The sequence below is a fragment of the Pseudonocardia yunnanensis genome, assembly GCF_039534065.1.
GTDB lineage: Bacteria > Actinomycetota > Actinomycetes > Mycobacteriales > Pseudonocardiaceae > Pseudonocardia > Pseudonocardia yunnanensis.
Map to the genome: position 1 here is coordinate 247,736 of NZ_BAAAUS010000006.1, position 15,803 is coordinate 263,538.

General features: G+C 71.3%; 18 protein-coding genes and 1 riboswitch. Of the genes, 13 read left to right on the forward strand and 5 right to left on the reverse strand.

Translation table 11 applies throughout. The features are described 5' to 3' along the window. Nucleotides 1-39: 39 nt before the first annotated feature. The 5 genes from nth to ABD743_RS07400 all read left to right on the forward strand — a co-directional run bounded on the left by nth (nucleotide 40) and on the right by ABD743_RS07400 (nucleotide 4,554). The gene (gene nth / locus ABD743_RS07380; RefSeq protein ID WP_379659002.1) at nucleotides 40-864 is read left to right on the forward strand and encodes an endonuclease III; all 825 of its coding nucleotides are present in this window, start codon (nucleotides 40-42) and stop codon (nucleotides 862-864) included. Between the two features lie 49 nt (nucleotides 865-913). Beyond that, nucleotides 914-1,576, forward strand: coding sequence for a TlpA family protein disulfide reductase (locus ABD743_RS07385; RefSeq protein WP_344720124.1), 663 nt, complete (start codon nucleotides 914-916; stop codon nucleotides 1,574-1,576). Beyond that, a complete protein-coding gene (locus ABD743_RS07390; RefSeq protein WP_344720738.1) occupies nucleotides 1,567-2,265 on the forward strand; it encodes an NUDIX hydrolase in 699 nt (232 codons plus the stop codon). The genes ABD743_RS07385 and ABD743_RS07390 overlap by 10 nt, the downstream gene beginning before the upstream one ends. Before the next feature lie 198 nt (nucleotides 2,266-2,463). Next, nucleotides 2,464-3,660, forward strand: a complete 1,197-nt coding sequence (locus ABD743_RS07395) for a MarP family serine protease (protein WP_344720126.1) — start codon at nucleotides 2,464-2,466, stop codon at nucleotides 3,658-3,660. Between the two features lie 94 nt (nucleotides 3,661-3,754). After that, nucleotides 3,755-3,817: riboswitch (Fluoride riboswitch) on the forward strand. Nucleotides 3,818-4,059: 242 nt separating this feature from the next. Then, a complete protein-coding gene (locus tag ABD743_RS07400) occupies nucleotides 4,060-4,554 on the forward strand; it encodes a universal stress protein (protein ID WP_344720128.1) in 495 nt (164 codons plus the stop codon). A gap of 305 nt (nucleotides 4,555-4,859) precedes the next feature. Here ABD743_RS07400 and ABD743_RS07405 read toward each other — a convergent pair whose 3' ends face one another. Further along, nucleotides 4,860-6,140, reverse strand: coding sequence for an adenylosuccinate synthase (locus ABD743_RS07405; protein WP_344720130.1), 1,281 nt, complete (start codon nucleotides 6,138-6,140; stop codon nucleotides 4,860-4,862). 53 nt (nucleotides 6,141-6,193) lie between these two features. Here ABD743_RS07405 and ABD743_RS07410 point away from each other — a divergent pair, with 53 nt between their 5' ends. The 7 genes from ABD743_RS07410 to ABD743_RS07440 are packed head-to-tail and all read left to right on the forward strand — an operon-like array spanning nucleotide 6,194 to nucleotide 11,621. Next, a complete protein-coding gene (locus ABD743_RS07410) occupies nucleotides 6,194-6,958 on the forward strand; it encodes a hypothetical protein (RefSeq protein ID WP_344720132.1) in 765 nt (254 codons plus the stop codon). Nucleotides 6,959-6,981: 23 nt separating this feature from the next. Next, on the forward strand, nucleotides 6,982-7,284 hold the full coding sequence (locus tag ABD743_RS07415) for an urease subunit gamma (RefSeq protein WP_241036697.1): 303 nt from the start codon (nucleotides 6,982-6,984) through the stop codon (nucleotides 7,282-7,284). A gap of 1 nt (nucleotide 7,285) precedes the next feature. Then, nucleotides 7,286-7,660, forward strand: coding sequence for an urease subunit beta (locus tag ABD743_RS07420; protein WP_344720134.1), 375 nt, complete (start codon nucleotides 7,286-7,288; stop codon nucleotides 7,658-7,660). Then, nucleotides 7,657-9,375: an urease subunit alpha gene (locus tag ABD743_RS07425; protein WP_344720136.1), complete on the forward strand. Its 1,719-nt coding sequence runs from the start codon at nucleotides 7,657-7,659 to the stop codon at nucleotides 9,373-9,375. The genes ABD743_RS07420 and ABD743_RS07425 overlap by 4 nt, the downstream gene beginning before the upstream one ends. Beyond that, complete coding sequence (locus ABD743_RS07430; protein ID WP_344720138.1) at nucleotides 9,375-10,058, forward strand: urease accessory protein UreF; 684 nt, start codon at nucleotides 9,375-9,377, stop codon at nucleotides 10,056-10,058. The genes ABD743_RS07425 and ABD743_RS07430 overlap by 1 nt, the downstream gene beginning before the upstream one ends. Nucleotides 10,059-10,078: 20 nt before the next feature. Further along, complete coding sequence (ureG, locus tag ABD743_RS07435; RefSeq protein WP_344720139.1) at nucleotides 10,079-10,786, forward strand: urease accessory protein UreG; 708 nt, start codon at nucleotides 10,079-10,081, stop codon at nucleotides 10,784-10,786. Between the two features lie 4 nt (nucleotides 10,787-10,790). Next, complete coding sequence (locus ABD743_RS07440; protein ID WP_344720140.1) at nucleotides 10,791-11,621, forward strand: urease accessory protein UreD; 831 nt, start codon at nucleotides 10,791-10,793, stop codon at nucleotides 11,619-11,621. Here ABD743_RS07440 and ABD743_RS07445 read toward each other — a convergent pair. The 4 genes from ABD743_RS07445 to fbaA form a co-directional block, all read right to left on the reverse strand. Continuing rightward, the gene (locus ABD743_RS07445; RefSeq protein WP_344720141.1) at nucleotides 11,597-12,259 is read right to left on the reverse strand and encodes a lysophospholipid acyltransferase family protein; all 663 of its coding nucleotides are present in this window, start codon (nucleotides 12,257-12,259) and stop codon (nucleotides 11,597-11,599) included. The genes ABD743_RS07440 and ABD743_RS07445 overlap by 25 nt on opposite strands. A gap of 217 nt (nucleotides 12,260-12,476) precedes the next feature. Next, a complete protein-coding gene (locus tag ABD743_RS07450; protein WP_344720142.1) occupies nucleotides 12,477-13,580 on the reverse strand; it encodes an FUSC family protein in 1,104 nt (367 codons plus the stop codon). A 3-nt stretch (nucleotides 13,581-13,583) separates the two neighbouring features. Next, entirely contained in the window at nucleotides 13,584-13,997 is a 414-nt protein-coding gene (locus ABD743_RS07455; protein ID WP_344720143.1) for a DUF3151 domain-containing protein, read from the reverse strand. Nucleotides 13,998-14,077: 80 nt separating this feature from the next. After that, nucleotides 14,078-15,109 (reverse strand): class II fructose-bisphosphate aldolase, encoded by a 1,032-nt coding sequence (fbaA, locus tag ABD743_RS07460; RefSeq protein WP_344720144.1) that lies wholly within the window; start codon nucleotides 15,107-15,109, stop codon nucleotides 14,078-14,080. A 105-nt stretch (nucleotides 15,110-15,214) separates the two neighbouring features. On the opposite strand from fbaA, the gene ABD743_RS07465 reads away from it, so the two are divergent. Then, nucleotides 15,215-15,799 carry an RNA polymerase sigma factor gene (locus ABD743_RS07465; RefSeq protein ID WP_344720145.1) on the forward strand — a complete coding sequence of 195 codons (585 nt, stop codon included), beginning with the start codon at nucleotides 15,215-15,217 and terminating at the stop codon, nucleotides 15,797-15,799. Nucleotides 15,800-15,803: the final 4 nt, after the last annotated feature.

The window sequence follows — 15,803 nt, forward strand, 5'->3', positions numbered from 1 at the left end:
CCTTCGCCTCTTGTCGGTGTGGCGCCGTACGCTCGAAGCGTGACCACCGCTGCGCGGAACGCTGCGCGCCTCGCCAAACGGGTGGCCGACGGCGAGCCGTCTCTAGGCCGGGCCCGGCGGGTCGGCCGGATGCTTCGCACCCTCGCCGCCACCCATCCCGACGCGCATTGCGAGCTCGACTTCACCACGCCGCTGGAACTGGCCGTCGCCACGATCCTGTCCGCGCAGAGCACCGACAAGCTCGTCAACTCGGTCACGCCAGCCTTGTTCAGGCGGTACTCCACGGCGCTCGACTACGCCAAGGCCGACCGCGCCGAGCTCGAAGAGATGATCCACAGCACCGGCTTCTTCCGGAACAAGGCCAACTCGCTCATCGGGCTCGGTGCCGCCGTCGTCGAGAAGCACGACGGCGTGCTGCCGAACACCCTCCCCGAACTGGTCGCCCTCCCTGGGATCGGCCGCAAGACGGCCAACGTGATCCTGGGCAACGCCTTCGACGTACCGGGCATCACCGTCGACACCCACTTCGGCCGGCTCGTCCGGCGCTGGGGCTGGACGGAGGAAGAGGATCCGGTCAAGGTCGAGCACGCCGTCGGTGCGCTCGTGCCCAAGCGCGACTGGACGATGGTCTCCCACCGCGTGATCTTCCACGGCCGCCGCGTCTGCCACGCGCGTAAGCCCGCGTGCGGCGCCTGCACACTCGCCGACGACTGTCCCGCCTACGGCACGGGCCCCACCGATCCGATCAAGGCCGCCGCACTCCTCAAGGGACCGTCGCGGCCGCACCTGCTTGCCATGGTCGGCATCCCCGACGACGAGGCGCCCGCGCCCGCGGCCGGCGGCGAGGACCAGGACGCGCCGTGACTTCGCTCGTCCGGGGCCGGCCCCACCGTTGCGGCCGGGAGGCGCGGCGGTGAGCCGTGAGCAGCTCAAGGTCCGGCGATCAGAGCTGGTCACCACCCTGGTCGTCGTTCTGCTCGCCGCGGGAGCCGTGTTCGCGCTGTGGCCGCGCAGCGCGTCCGAGCCCTCCACCGCCGGGGAGCCGCCCACCGCGCCTCAGTCGGTCTCCGTGCCCGACTCCGAGCTCGCTCCGCTGCGTGCCGCCGCACGCATCGAGCCGTGCCCCTCGGGCAGCGGCGCTCCGGCCGCCGGCCCGCTGGCCGGTGTCACCGTCCCGTGTCTCGGCGCACCGGGCCACGTCGACGTCGGCGCCGCGCTCGCCGGGCGTCCGGCTCTCATCAACGTCTGGGCGTCCTGGTGCGGGCCGTGCCGCGCCGAGCTGCCGGTCCTCGCCGAGTACGCGGCCCGGCCGGGCGCCGTTCCCGTGCTGGGCATCGACGAGCGCGACGACCCCCGGGCCGCGCTGGCGCTCCTGCGCGACACCGAGGTCACGCTGCCCTCGGTCACCGACCCGGACGGCGCGCTCCGGGGCGCCCTCGGCATCCCACCCGCGCTGCCCGTGTCCTACATCGTGCGCGCCGACGGCAGCGTCGTCATGGTCGATCCACCCATCCCCTTCCGCAGCACCGACGAGGTCGCGGCCGCTGTGGACCGGCTGTCGAAGGGATCGTCGTGACGCGGCTGCAGCCGGAGCGCGCACCGGAATGGCTCTCACCTCTGCTCCGGCGGGTGGGCGAAGCCGACGCGGAGACGCTGAGCCACCACCGCATCCCGCCCCGCGCCGGTGCCCGCCGGGCCGCCGTGCTGGTGCTCTTCGGTGAGGACCAGGTGCACGGTCCCGACGTGCTGCTCGTCGAGCGGGCCAGCTCCCTACGCACCCACGCCGGCCAGGTGGCGTTCCCGGGCGGCAGTGCTGACCCGCACGACCGCGATGAGGTCGCCACGGCGCTGCGAGAGGCCGAGGAGGAGACCGGTGTGGAACCCGAAGGGGTCGTTCCGCTGGCCGTGCTCCCCGAACTGTTCATCCCGCCATCGGGTTTCGTCGTCACCCCGGTGCTCGCGCACTGGGAACGCCCCGTCGCCGTGCACGCGGTCGACGCGGCGGAGACCGCCGCCGTGGTGCGCGTGCCACTCGTCGATCTGGCCGAGCCCGCCAACAGAATCACGGTGCGTAATCCCTCCGGTACCAGCAGCCCCGCGTTCGTCGTAGCGGGGTTGCTGGTGTGGGGGTTCACGGGGGGCTTATTGTCCGCCCTGTTGGATCTGGGGGGCTGGGCGCGCCCTTGGGACACCGCACGGGTGGACGATTTGGGCGCAGCGTGGTCGGCGGCACGGGCCGGTCGGCAGGAGGTCGCAGGATCATGAGCGCGGGGCCCCGGGGGGCTGGGCTGGGCGCGCAGAGCGAGGTCGTGCGATGAGCGAGCGTGCGAGCGAATCATCGACACAGCGCCTCCGCGAAGCGCCGACCGAGCGCAGCGGCGTCGTGCCCATGAGCGAGCATGCGAGCGAATCATCGACACAGCGCCTCCGCGAAGCGCCGACCGAGCGCAGCGAGGTCGTGCGATGAGTTGGGTGGACGCGGTCGTTCTGGGGCTGGCGCTGATCGCGGCCGTCTCCGGCTGGCGCCACGGCATGGCGGTGGCTCTGCTGTCGTTCGTCGGGGTGCTCACGGGGGCGGTGCTCGGGGTCCGGCTGGCGCCCTTGCTGGCCGCGGGTGTGGAGGCGCCCACCACGCGAGTCATCGTCAGTGTTGTCGTGGTGGTGCTGCTGGTGGCCCTCGGCGAGACCACCGGCGTCTTCTTCGGGCGCCGCATCCGCGACCGGATCACCGGCCATCGCTCGCTGCAGGTCGACTCCACGCTGGGCTCTGTGCTGCAGGCCGTCACCGTGGTGATCGCGGCCTGGCTGGTCGCGCTGCCGCTGGCGTCGGCCAGCTTCCCCGGCCTCGCCTCGGGCGTCCGCGGGTCGGAGGTGCTCCGCGCCGTCGACTCGGTGATGCCGGCCGGAGCCAAGGCGCTGCCCGCGGAGCTGCGGCAACTGCTCAACAACTCCGGCTTCCCCGACGTGCTCAGCCCGTTCGCGGAGACGCCGATCACGGAGGTCGGCCCGCCCGATCCGGCTCTCGCGCAGAGCCCGGTGATCGAGGACCTGAGCGGCAGCGTCCTCAAGATCCGGGGTCGTGCGCCGTCGTGTGCGCGCCAGCTCGAAGGCACGGGGTTCGTGATCGGACCTCAGCTCGTGCTCACGAACGCCCACGTCGTCGCGGGTACGTCCGAGACCGGCGTCGAGGTGGTGAACAGGCGCGGCCGCACGGTCGAGCTCAGCGCCGAGGTGGTGTCCTACGACCCCCGTGTCGACCTCGCGGTGCTGCGAGTGCCCGACCTGGACGCGAAGCCGCTGACGTTCGACCCGCAGCCGGCCAAGCCGGGCGACGACGCCGTGGTGCTCGGCTACCCGCTGGACGGGCCGTTCACCGCCACGCCGGCGAAGATCCGGTCGATGATCAACCTGAAGGGCCCCGACATCTACGACGACGGCGAGGTCACCCGCGAGGTCTACACGGTGCGGGCCGTGGTCCGCTCGGGCAACTCCGGCGGCCCGCTCGTGGCACCCGACGGCACCGTGATCGGTGTGGTCTTCGGCGCCGCACTCGACGACCAGGAGACCGGGTTCGTCCTCACCGTCGACCAGGTGTCGCACGTCGTGCAGGCCGCATCCGGGCTGCGCAGCGAAGTGAACACGGGCAACTGCGCGGCCTGAACCGCATAGCCGCCCGTTCGCTCGCCAGCTGTCGCACCTCGCGGGAGAGATTGCTGCGAGAAGTGCACACGAAGGCCCGGCAAGGTTTATGATGTGGGTCACAGGCGATGGGGCTCGCCGTTGACCGCCCACCCGGGCTGATAGCTCCTACCAACAGGGTTCGACTCTGGAGGTAGGACATGACAGCAAGAGTTCCCCACCTTCCCGGCCCGGCCCGCAGCACTAGGGCTCGCCGTCTCCCTTCGTCGCCGGATCACAGCGTGGATGCGCGCACCGCTGCCCGGAAGACCGCCACCCCGCCGTCCCGCCTGCCGTCCACCCGACGGAAGAGCCGCACGACAACGATCCGAGTTGCTCACCCAACACAATTGGTGGAGCACGACAACAGGAGCGACGGACATGACCGCCTTGCTTGAACAACCCGAGAGAGTGCTCGCCACATCGAGCAAGAATCCGGCCAACACCCTCATCGTCGGACACTGCCGCGACACCGCGAGCGACAACGCCCTCGCCGTCGCCGCAGAACTCGGACGCCGACTCGGGGCTCAACTACACGTCGTCCACGCCGTGGTCCTCGACGACTACCCCGTCGACCCCGATTCCGCCGACTGGGAGGAGCAGGGCGAACAAACCCTCGTCGACGAGCGTCACCAGGTCGAAGCGGCCCTCACCCGAACCGGCCTCCCATGGACCTACCAATCCTGCCGAGGCAACCCGGTCAGGGCGCTCGCCGCCGCAGCCGACGAACACAACGCACTCCTGATCGTCGTCGGCACCCGCGGCGAAGGACTCCGAGCCGCCCTTTCCCGCCTCATCCAACCCTCGGTCTCACACGCCCTGATCGAACACCAACACCGCCCAGTTCTCGTCGTCCCGCCTGGACAACTCAACTGAAACAGCAATATCGACATCTCCTGACCGCGCGCCTCGGGCCTCAGAGGAGGCGGGTGCGACGTGGTCGCCGTCCGACGCGCGCTCTCTCGAGCCGAGGCCCCGAGCCCGCCCCGCACCAACGGCCCGCCAGTCCCGACCTACCGGACGAAGGCGCCGGTCGTCCACGAATCCCGCGGACGCGCGCCCCCGTAACGCCGGCCACTCCCCGCACCAACGGCTCGATCGCCGCCCGCCGCCCGCTCGGCGGGACGTGGCGACGAACGGTGCGGCAGCGTGGTCCGCTGACCAGCTAAAACAGGGTCTGCTCAGACGTCGCGCGTGATCGTCTGGTCGCGGCCGGGGCCCACGCCGATCGCGCTGACAGGCGCGCCGGTGAGCTCCTCGATGCGGTGCACGTAGTCGCGCGCCGCCGCCGGGAGCTCCTCGAACGTGCGGCACCCCGAGAGGTCCTCGAACCAGCCCGGGAGCTCCTCGTAGACGGGCAGGGCATGGTGCACGTCGGTCTGCGTCATCGGCATCTCGTCGATCCGCTTCCCGTCGACCTCGTAGCCCACGCAGATCGGCACCTTCTCCAGCCCGGAGAGCACGTCGAGCTTGGTGAGGAAGAAGTCGGTGATCCCGTTGACCCGTGCCGCGTAGCGGCCGATCACGGCGTCGAACCAGCCGCAGCGGCGCGGCCGCCCGGTGGTGACACCGACCTCGCCGCCCGCCTTGCGCAGCTGCTCACCCATCGCGTCGAGCAACTCGGTGGGGAACGGACCGGAGCCGACACGCGTGGTGTAGGCCTTGAGGATCCCGATGACCCGGGTGATGCGGTTGGGGCCGATGCCCGAGCCCACCGCCGCGCCACCCGCAGTGGGGTTCGAGCTGGTGACGAAGGGGTAGGTGCCGTGGTCGACGTCGAGCAGGGTGCCCTGCGAACCCTCCAGCAGGATCGTCTCGCCGGCCTCGAGCGCCTGGTTGAGCAGCAGGCGGGTGTCGGCGATCCGGTCGGCGAACCGGCGGCCGTGAGCGAGCACCGTGTCCACCACCTCGTCGACGTCGAGCGCGCGGCGGTTGTAGACCTTGACCAGCACCTGGTTCTTGAACTCCAGGGCCGCCTCCACCTTCTGGTGCAGGATCTTCTCGTCGAGGACGTCGGCCACCCGAACGCCCACGCGCGCGACCTTGTCCTGGTAGGCGGGACCGATACCCCGGCCCGTGGTGCCGATCTTGGCCTTGCCCAGGAACCGCTCGGTGACTTTGTCGATGGCCACGTGGTACGGCATGATCAGGTGCGCATCCGCGCTGATCAGCAGGTTGCTGGTGTCCACACCGCGGGCCTCGAGGCCGGAGAGCTCGTCGAGCAGCACCCCAGGGTCAACCACCACGCCATTGCCGATGACGTTGCGCAGGCCTGGCGTGAGGATCCCGGATGGGATGAGGTGCAGGGCGAAGTCCTGTCCGTCGGGCAGCACTACTGTATGGCCGGCGTTGTTGCCGCCCTGGTAGCGCACCACCCATTGCACCTGCCCCCCGAGGAGGTCGGTGGCCTTGCCTTTGCCTTCGTCGCCCCACTGGGCGCCGATCAGCACGATCGCCGGCATGTGAAAACTCCAGTCCTATGCCCATCACCGCGGCGGGGAGGGTAACCGATCCCGTGAGCACGATCGATTCCACAGTGGTGCTGCTGACCTGCTCGGATGACGGGCAGGCACGTCCGCTCGGGGTCAACAGTAGTGGTCTGGTGGCCGGGGTGCCCGAAGTCGCCCTGCCCACGAGACCGGACAGAACCGCTGTCGACCCCGTGCTCGCCGAACACGAGCCGCAACGAGTGGTCGTGGCGGGCACCGACTCCGACCTCGCGGCCGTGCTGACACGGCTGCTGCGCACCGACCGGCTGGGCGTCGAGGTGGCCTACCTGCCCACCGCCCGGTCGGCGGCGACCGCCGCGTGGGGCCTCCCGACGGGGGAGAACGCCCTGCGCCTCGCGCTCACCGGTGCGGCGTCGCCGGTTCCCCTGGTCCGCGACGACGCCGGTGGCGTGCTCGTCGGGCGTGCGGAGATCCACGACCTCGCAGGCGAGTGCTACTGCGATTCGGTTCTGGTGCTCCGCGGCAGGACACGGCGGCTGGTGGTCACGCCGGGCCCGGCCGGCATCGCCGTGCGCGCCGGATGGACCGGACGGACCCCGGACGGGCGCGAGCGCGCGGTGGCACCGAGGGCTCCACACGGCCGGGGCTCGGCACTGGGCCGGGCGGTGCAGGTGGGCTGCGAGCCGGCCACCGTCATCAACGACGGTGTGGCCCATCCGCGCCAGGTGCCGCGCTGGACGTGGTACCGCCACACGCAGGACTGGTTGCTTGTGCGTCCCTTACGGGTGACTGCGGGGAAGTCACGAAACATCGTTGATCCATCCCGTTAACATTCTCGGTCAAAACTGGCTGAATGCACCTGTCTCCCCAGGAGCGCGACAAGCTGCTCGTCCACGTCGCAGCGGACGTCGCGCGCTCCCGCCGTGCCCGTGGCCTGCGGATGAATTACCCCGAAGCGGTCGCTCTGATCACAGATCACGTCCTGGAGGGCGCGCGGGACGGTCGCAGTGTCAGTGAGCTGATGTCGAGCGGCCGCAAGGTCCTGACCCGTGACGAGGTGCTGGACGGGGTGGGGCAGATGCTGGATCGGGTGCAGGTCGAGGCCACCTTCCCCGACGGCACGAAGCTCGTCACCGTCCACGATCCGATCGCCTGACGTGGCGGGCGGAGGCGCGCCGGGCGGCCCCGGCGAGATCATTCTGGGCGAAGGGGACATAGCGCTCAATCCGGGGCGCGATCGGATCACCCTGGTGGTGACGAATGCGGCAGATCGACCGGTACAGGTCGGGTCGCACTTTCATTTCGCGGCCGCCAACCTCGGGTTGGAATTCGACCGGGCCGCGGCATGGGGCCGGCATCTGGACATTCCGGCCGGCACCGCCGTCCGGTTCGAGCCGGGGGTGGAGCGGGAGGTGACGCTGGTGCCGCTGGCCGGCGCGCGCGTCGTCCACGGCCTGCGCGTCGAGTTCGCCGGCGCCCTGGACGAACGCGGCCACGAACCCGGTCCCCTCACCTACGGGAGTCAGCCGTGACGTCGATCGAGCGTTCCCGCTATGTGGATCTGTTCGGCCCCACCGTGGGCGATCGGATCCGGCTGGCCGACACCAACCTGCTGATCGAGGTCACCGACGACCTCAGCCGTGGCGCCGCGTCGGGCGACGAGGTGGTCTTCGGCGGCGGCAAGATGATCCGCGAGTCGATGGGCCAGTCACAGCGCACCAGTGCGGAAGGCGCCCCGGACGTCGTCATCACCGGTGTCGTGGTGCTGGACCACTGGGGTGTGGTGAAGGCCGACGTCGGCATCCGCGACGGGCGGATCGCCGGGATCGGCAAGGCCGGCAACCCCGACACGATGGACGGTGTCGACGACACGCTGGTGATCGGACCGTCCACCGAGGTGATCGCGGGCAACGGGATGATCCTCACCGCCGGTGGGATCGATCCGCACGTCCACTTCGTCTGCCCGCAGTTGGTCGACACCGCGCTCTCCACCGGGCTCACCACGCTCGCGGGCGGCGGCACCGGGCCCGCCGAGGGCACCAAGGCCACCACCGTGACGCCCGGTCCGTACTCGATCGGGCGGATGCTGCAGGCGATGGACCACCTGCCGATCAACGTGCTGCTGATGGGCAAGGGCAACACCACCAGCACCGATGCGTTGTGGGAGCAGCTACGCGCCGGAGCGGGCGGGTTCAAGCTGCACGAGGACTGGGGCACCACCCCCGCCGCGATCGACGCCAGCCTCCGGGTGGCCGACGCCTCCGGCGTGCAGGTGGCCATCCACACCGACACGCTGAACGAGGCCGGCTTCGTGCAGTCCACGCTCGACGCGATCGCCGGCCGTTCGATCAGCGCCTTCCACACCGAGGGCGCAGGCGGTGGGCACGCCCCGGACATCATCGAGATCGTCGGGCGCACCAACATCCTGCCGTCCTCGACGAACCCCACCCGGCCGCACACGGTCAACACGATCGACGAGCACCTCGACATGCTCATCTGCTGCCACCACCTCAACCCGAACGTGCCCGAGGACCTCGCCTTCGCCGAGAGCCGCATCCGGCCCACCACGATCGCCGCCGAGGACGTGCTGCACGACATGGGCGCGATCTCGATGATGAGCTCGGACTCCCAAGCGATGGGCCGCATCGGCGAGGTGATCATCCGCACCTGGCAGACCGCGCACGTGATGAAAGCCGCCCGCGGCGCACTACCCGGCGACGGACGCGCGGACAACCTGCGCGCACGCCGCTACGTCGCGAAGTACACGATCAACCCGGCCATCGCTCACGGCATGGCCCACGAGATCGGCTCGGTCGAGGTCGGCAAGCTCGCCGACCTGGTGCTGTGGGACCCCAAGTTCTTCGGGGTGCGCCCCCACCTGGTGCTCAAGGGTGGGTTCATCGCCTGGGCCCAGATGGGCGATGCCAACGCCTCGATCCCGTCCCCACAACCCGTGCTGCCCCGCCCGATGTTCGGCGCCGCACCCGCCGTCGCCGCCGCCACCAGCGTGAACTTCGTGGCGCGCGCGGCAATGGAGTTCGGCACGCTCGAACGGCTCGGACTGGCGAAATGCCCGGTGCCCGTGGCCGACACCCGCACCATCACCAAGAACCACATGATCGGCAACGACGCCATGCCCGACGTGCGGGTGGACCCCGACTCCTTCGCCGTGCGCATCGACGGTGAGCTCATCGAGCCTGCACCGGTCGACGAGCTGCCGATGGCCCAGCGCTACTTCCTCTTCTGATGGCGAGCCTGGCCGCCCTCACCCTTTCCGACGCCCGGTTCCCGGGCGGCGGGCACGCCCACTCGGGCGGGCTCGAGGAAGCGGTGTCCCGTGGGCTGCTCACCGGTCTGCCCGAGCTGGGGTCGTTCCTGTCCGGGCGCCTGCGCACAGCGGGGCTCGTCGGTGCCGCGTTCGCGGCGGCCGCGGTGGTGGCGGCGTCGCGCCCGGCCGCGGACTGGGCGGCGCTCGACGCCGAACTGGACGCTCGCACACCCGCTGCGGCCCAGCGCGACGCGTCACGTGCGCAGGGCCGGGCCGCTCTGCGCGCTGCCCGGCTCTCCTGGCCCTCGCCCGCGCTCGACGCCCTCTGCGCCGTGGCGCCGCGCCCCCATCACGCGCTGCTGGTCGGGGCCGTCGTCGGCATCGACGGCGGCACTCCGGCCGAGGCCGCCCGGTGCGTGGCGTACCTCGCGATCAGCGGCCCGGCCTCGGCGGCGGTGCGGCTGCTCGGGCTCGACCCGCTGGCGGTGAACGCTGCGATCGTCGCGCTGCGCCCCGTGCTCGACGCCGTCGTGGCGCAGGCCGCGCACGCAGCGACGCTGCCGTCCGACCGGCTGCCCGCACCGGGCGCGCCGGTCCTCGACCTCATGGCCCAGGCCCACGTCCACCACAACGGAGAGCAGGTGCGTCTCTTTGTCTCCTGAACGAAGCTTGCGGAGTGAACATGAGCACTAATGGTCATGGCCACGGTCACGGGCACTCGCTGGATCCGACGGCCACCGAGCCCGACCCACACGTCGCGCCGACCCCGTCCGGGCGGGCGGTGCGGATCGGCATCGGCGGTCCGGTCGGCAGCGGCAAGACCGCGCTGGTCGCAGCCCTCGCCCGCACGCTCGGGCCGAAGCTGCGCCTCGGTGTGGTGACCAACGACATCTACACCACCGAGGACGCCGACTTCCTGCGTCGAGCCGGGGTGCTCACCCCCGACCGCATCGAGGCCGTGCAGACCGGTTGCTGCCCGCACACGGCGATCCGCGACGACATCACGGCCAACCTCGACGCCGTCGAACTGCTGGAGGAACGCTTCGGCGATCTGGACCTGGTGCTCGTGGAGAGCGGCGGCGACAACCTGACGGCGGTGTTCAGCCGCGGCCTGATCGACCGGCAGATCTTCGTCGTCGACGTGGCGGGCGGGGACAAGGTGCCACGCAAGGGCGGTCCCGGCGTCACCACCGCCGACCTGCTGGTGATCAACAAGGTCGACCTCGCCCCGTACGTCGGCGCCGACCTCGCGGTGATGACCGCCGATGCGCACCGCATGCGCGGCGAGCTGCCGGTGATCGCACAGTCCCTGGTGACCGACCCGGCCGCCTCCGACGTCACCGAGTGGGTGCTCGCCCAGCTCGCCGCCGTGCGGGTTCCCGCCGCCTGACGCCGTGCTGGCCAGAGCCCGGATCGTCGTCGAGAAGGACGGCGAACGCAGTGTCATCCGCGACCTGCTGTCACAGCCCCCGCTGACACTGCTGCCCCGGCGGGGCGCCGCCGCGTCCCGCTCCCCGGCCGCCACCGTCCACATGGTCGGCTCGGCCACCACGCCGCTCGGCGGTGACGACGTGGAGCTCGAGGTCGTCGTCGGGCCGGGAGCGGACGTCGTGCTCACCGGGGTGGCCGCCACGGTCGCGCTGCCGGGACAGGGCGCGGGAACGAGCAGCCGGCTCGTCGTCCGGCTACGGATCGGCGACGGGGCGGGCGTCCAGTATCTGCCGGAGCCCACCATCGTCACCCGGCGCGCAGACCACCGCACCGAACTGCACGCCGAGCTGGGCGCCGGAGCCCGGATGCGCTGCCGCGAGGTGCTGGTCGCAGGCCGCAGCGGCGAGGCATCGGGCCGTTTCCGCGGGCTCACACGGGTGGTCGACGTCGCAGCAGGCCGCCCGCTGCTGGTGCAGGAGCAGGAGCTCGGCGACCCTGCCCTGCACGCCTCCGCGGCCCACCTCGCCGAGCGTCGCGTGCTGGCCACCGAGGTGCTGGTGTGGGGCGAGGACCCCCACCCCGGCCTGGCCGGTCCGTGGTGGTCGCTCACCCCGCTCGCCTGCCGTGGATCGCTCGCCACGTCCGTGGGACCCGACGCGGTGACGGCGCAGCGGGGCCTCGCCCTCGCCGTCGCCGGCCACCCCGGCTGGGCCGCGGCGATGGTGACCGCGCTGGCCTCGGCGGAGCCGGAGCACTCCGGCTCGCAAGATCAGGCCGCCGGGCGCTCGTGGTAGGTGTCGACGTACTCCTGGTGGGACAGTCCGGCGATCGCGTCCATGATCTCGTCGGTCACCGCGCGGCGGATCATGCCCGAGCCCTCCAGCCCCTCGTAGCGGGAGAAGTCGAGCGGCTCGCCGAAGTGGACCGTCACACGGCGCAGGCGCGGGAAGCGGGCGCCGACGGGCTGCACCCGCTCGGTGCCGATCAACGCGACCGGGACGACGGGAGCACCCGTGCTCAGCGCAAGCGTGGCCACGCCCGTGTGGCCGCGGTGCAGCCGGCCGTCGAGGGAGCGCGTTCCTTCGGGGTAGATCGCGAACGCGCCACCGTCGTCGAGCACGGTGCGGGCAGCCTCCAGCGCCGCGAGCCCGGCCTTGGCGTTGGCACGGTCGACGGGGACGTAGCCCAGCGCCGAGAGGAACGACGCGAACGCACGTCCGCGTAGCCCGGTGGCGGTGAAGTACTCGGCCTTGCCGAGGAACGAGACGGAACGACCTGCGGTCAGCGCGATCACGGCGGTGTCGACAGCGGCCCGGTGGTTGGCCGCGATGATCACCGGACCGAAGCGAGGGACCCGCTCCGCACCGTGCACGACCGGGCGGTAGAGGAATCGGACGAACGGTGCGAGGAGCCAGCGAACGACCAGATGCACGCGCCGAGAACGTCGGCTGTGGACGACAGGTTCCCGCAACGCGGCAATTGGGACCCACGATCACCCGGATGGCGCCCATATCGCCGACATGAGACCGGTCCGATCACGTTCTGTACCTACCCGGCCGCCCCGCCCGGGGACAGCTCGCACGGCGTCCCGGTGGCGCCGAGCGCAGTCGATACTCCTCGCTCACGGCCCCGTCAGGTCCGTCGGTCCGTCACGACTGGGGCTGGTGCCGCATCGCCTCGCGGGCCTCGGCGCGGGTCATGCCGGTGGCCTGCAGCAGGTCCAGCGCGATCGAGCGCAGCTGCGCCACGATCACCTGCTCCGACGGCCCACCGGTCCACTCGTCCGACAGCGCCGACGAGTGCCGGACGACGTCCAGCACCGGCTCACGGGCGCGTTCCCGGTCGCCCTCACGCCCCAGCTGGTCGGTCAGCGCCCGGACGGCCGAGGAGAGCTCGCCCAGGAGGTCGGGCAGCTCCGGCGTGACGGGCTCGTCGTTCTCCAGGGCGACGTAGACACGGCGGCCGAGCACGCGGGCGTTGCGCATCGCGTAGTCGGCCCGCTCGGCGAGCTCCGCGAACCGGCCGAGGACCCGGCGACGGCGGCGGTGCAGAGGTGCGACCGCGGTGATCTCCTGCCCCGCGCGCAGAGCGGCACGCAGCTCGTCGATGAGCGGCTGGCTGGCGCGCGCCCGTTCCAGGGCCGGGGCGGCCGCACCCGAGTCGCGGTTGCGCAGCGCGTCCGCGATCAGGTCGAGCACGGTGGCCAGCTCGTCGAGCAGGGCACGTGCCTGGCGACGGACCGGGCCCACCGGATCCGTCGGCAGGACGGCCACGACCAGCACGCCGACCGCGCCGCCGACCAGCGCGTCGATACAGCGATCGATCCCGCCCTGCTGACCGGGTGGCAGCAGGGTCGCCACCAGCACCGCGGACGACGCCGCCTGGCCGACGAGCAGCGTGGCGCCGTCGGCGAACACCGCGATGGCCATCGCGAGCCCGACCACCAGGACGATCTGCCAGGCACCGCTCCCGATCGCGGAGATCAGCAGGTCGCCCACCAGCACGCCGAGGCTCACCCCGAGAACCAGCTCGACGACGCGGCGCAGCCTGTTGCCCAGCGACACGCCGAGGCTGATCACGGCCGCGATCGGCGCGAAGAACGGCCGCTGGTGACCGATCAGGTCGTGGGCCACGAACCAGGCCAGCCCCGCCGCCACCGCGCACTGTGTGATCGGAATCGCGGAGGCCCGCAGCCGGTGGGTGCCGCGCCGGAGCCGGACGCCCAGCCGGTCCAGCCGGACCCCCGCTGGCAAGGGTCAGCCCAGGCCGAGTGCGGCCGGGGCAGCGGGATCGGAGTCGGTGAGGAAGGCCAGGCAACGCTCCGCCTCATCGGTCTCGCCGATGAGGGCAGCGGCCCGTTGCAGCGTGGCCAGTGCCCGCAGGAAGCCCCGGTTGGGCTCGTGCGACCACGGAACCGGGCCGAAGCCCTTCCAGCCGGAACGACGGAGCTGGTCGAGGCCACGGTGGTAGCCGGTGCGTGCGTATGCGTAGGCGGTGATCGTCAGCGCGTTCTCGAGAGCACGCTCGGCGAGCACCGCCCATGCCAGTGACGACGTCGGGTATGCGGCCGCGACCTCCTCCGGCGTGACGCCGCGATCGAGCTCCGCGGCGGCCGGGTCGACGGGCAGCAGGGTGGGCTCAGGTCCGAGCAGGTTGCCGTGCAGCGTCATGCCAGCATCTTGCCGCCTTCCCGGCCGTGTCCGGATCCCGAGTGCCGGGACAGCCGGCCCACCCGGCTGCCGAGGGTCGGTCAGCGGAGGGTCTGGCCCGTCGACCGCAGGTTCTCGCAGGCGACGACGACGCGATCGGACATCCCGACCTCGGCCGCCTTCAGGTACGAGCGGGGGTCGTAGGCCTTCTTGTTGCCGACCTCACCGTCGATCTTGAGCACGCCGTCGTAGTTGTTGAACATGTGGCCCACGATCGGGCGGGTGAAGGCGTACTGCGTGTCGGTGTCGACGTTCATCTTGACCACGCCGTAGCTCAGCGCCTCGTGGATCTCCTCGAGCAGCGAGCCCGAGCCGCCGTGGAAGACCAGGTCGAGCGGCTTGGAACCATCGGCCAACCCGAGCTTGCGGGTGGCCACCTCCTGGCCCTGCTTGAGGATCTCGGGGCGCAGCTTGACGTTGCCGGGCTTGTAGACGCCGTGCACGTTGCCGAACGTGGCGGCCAGCAGGTAGCGGCCCTTCTCGCCCGCACCGAGCGCGTCCACCGTGTCCTCGTAGTCGCCAGGGGCGGTGTAGAGCTTCTCGTTGATCTCGTTGGCGACGCCGTCCTCCTCGCCACCGACCACCCCGATCTCGACCTCGAGGATGATCTTGGCCTTGACGGCCTGGTCGAGCAGCTCAGCGGCGATCCGCAGGTTCTCGTGCAGCTCGGTGGCGGACCCGTCCCACATGTGCGACTGGAACAGCGGGTTCTCCCCGCGGGCCACGCGCTCCTGGCTGATCGCGATCAGCGGCCGCACATAGGTGTCGAGCTTGTCCTTGGGGCAGTGGTCGGTGTGCAGCGCGACGTTGACCGGGTACTTCGCGGCGACGACGTGCGCGAACTCGGCGAGTCCGACGGCGCCGGTCACCATGTCCTTGACAGCCGTGCCGGAGAGGAACTCGGCCCCGCCAGTGGAGATCTGGACGATCCCGTCGCTCTCCGCCTCGGCGAAGCCCCGCAGCGCGGCGTTCAACGTCTCGGTGCTCGTCACGTTGATCGCCGGGTAGGCGTACTCACCGTTCTTGGCCTTGTCCAACATCTCGTTGTACTTCTCGGGGGTGGCGATCGGCACGGTCGGGCCTCCTCGACGTCCTCGTTGTTTGCAGCCGCAGTATCCCGCAATGCAAGGACGACGGCCCCGTCAGCGGAGAAGGTACGCACTACTAGGCTGAGTCGCATGATCCGCGACGGTGGGGAGAACGCCGTCGAGCAGACGCTGAGCAGGTTGCGCCGCATCGACACCAGCCGGGAGCCGGCTCCGGCCCCCGGTACGCCGCGCACCCTCTCGGACCTCTACCGCGACCACCGGATGCGGATGGTGCGGCTCGCCGTGCTGCTGGTGGACGATCCGAGCACAGCGGAGGACGTCGTCCAGGAGGCGTTCACCGGTCTGCATCGGCACTGGTCAGGGCTACGTGACGAGGCCGCGGCCGTCGGCTACCTGCGCACGGCTGTGGTGAACGGCTCACGCTCGGTGCTGCGCCGCAGGCGCACCGCGCGCGACTACGTTCCGCCGCACCAGGTCAACGCCCGCTCGGCGGAGTCGCTGGCGATGCTGTCGGCCGAGCACCAGGCCGTGGTGGACGCGCTCTCCACCTTGCCGCCACGGCAACGTGAGGTGCTGGTGCTGCGGTACTACGGCGGGCTGTCGGAGGCCGAGATCGCCGAATCCACCGGCATCAGCCGCGGCACGGTGAAGTCGACGGCGAGCCGAGCCCTCGAGGCCGTCGCGCGCGTGATGAGCGGCGGTGGGGCACGATGATGCC

Bases quoted from the DNA above. Each gene is read 5' to 3' on its own strand.
- ABD743_RS07395 (WP_344720126.1), top strand. From the start codon at position 2,464: ATGAGTTGGGTGGACGCGGTCGTTCTGGGGCTGGCGCTGATCGCGGCC.
- ABD743_RS07455 (WP_344720143.1), bottom strand. From the start codon at position 13,997: ATGACGCTGCACGGCAACCTGCTCGGACCTGAGCCCACCCTGCTGCCC.
- ABD743_RS07430 (WP_344720138.1), top strand. From the start codon at position 9,375: ATGGCGAGCCTGGCCGCCCTCACCCTTTCCGACGCCCGGTTCCCGGGC.
- ABD743_RS07405 (WP_344720130.1), bottom strand. From the start codon at position 6,140: ATGCCGGCGATCGTGCTGATCGGCGCCCAGTGGGGCGACGAAGGCAAA.
- ureG (WP_344720139.1), top strand. From the start codon at position 10,079: ATGAGCACTAATGGTCATGGCCACGGTCACGGGCACTCGCTGGATCCG.
- ABD743_RS07415 (WP_241036697.1), top strand. From the start codon at position 6,982: ATGCACCTGTCTCCCCAGGAGCGCGACAAGCTGCTCGTCCACGTCGCA.
- ABD743_RS07465 (WP_344720145.1), top strand. From the start codon at position 15,215: ATGATCCGCGACGGTGGGGAGAACGCCGTCGAGCAGACGCTGAGCAGG.
- ABD743_RS07400 (WP_344720128.1), top strand. From the start codon at position 4,060: ATGACCGCCTTGCTTGAACAACCCGAGAGAGTGCTCGCCACATCGAGC.